1 pseudogene is annotated in these 372 nt (G+C 59.7%); it reads right to left on the bottom strand.

Annotation, left to right across the window (positions count from 1 at the left end):
* Positions 1 to 246, bottom strand: a pseudogene (locus tag ACYP5B_RS45330) (hypothetical protein); the annotation flags it as partial.
* Positions 247 to 372 lie beyond the last annotated feature (126 nt).

Genomic DNA, 372 nt, shown 5'->3' with positions numbered 1-372 from the left:
TCCGAGGGCGCGGCGTTCGGGCGGCATGCTGCGGTGGATGAACGTCAGGTGGTCCGAAAAACACACAATGCTGTCGGGATCGTGGAGTTCAATCCGCTCACCACACTCCCGGCGTAACGAACTGATGCACATCGGGGAGACGTATTCGTGTGCATAACGCCAATCTGCTTTGGCAAAGACGCTTTCGGCAGGTGTTACGCATGTGCGGCTGCTCGCTCTCGCGACGATCTTTTCGGCGTAGGTCATCGGCCTCAGTTGCGGAGGCGGTGCCGAAATCTGCCAACCGGAGCGCCGTGCCCGGGTCAGCCTAAAGAGTCCTCCTTGGCGAATCAACTCGGCGGTGAGTTCGTTCTCTCCGCGCGTGAATTCTTC

The organism is Cupriavidus sp. 8B (assembly GCF_054589115.1).
This window is presented reverse-complemented; position numbering and strand designations above follow the sequence as displayed.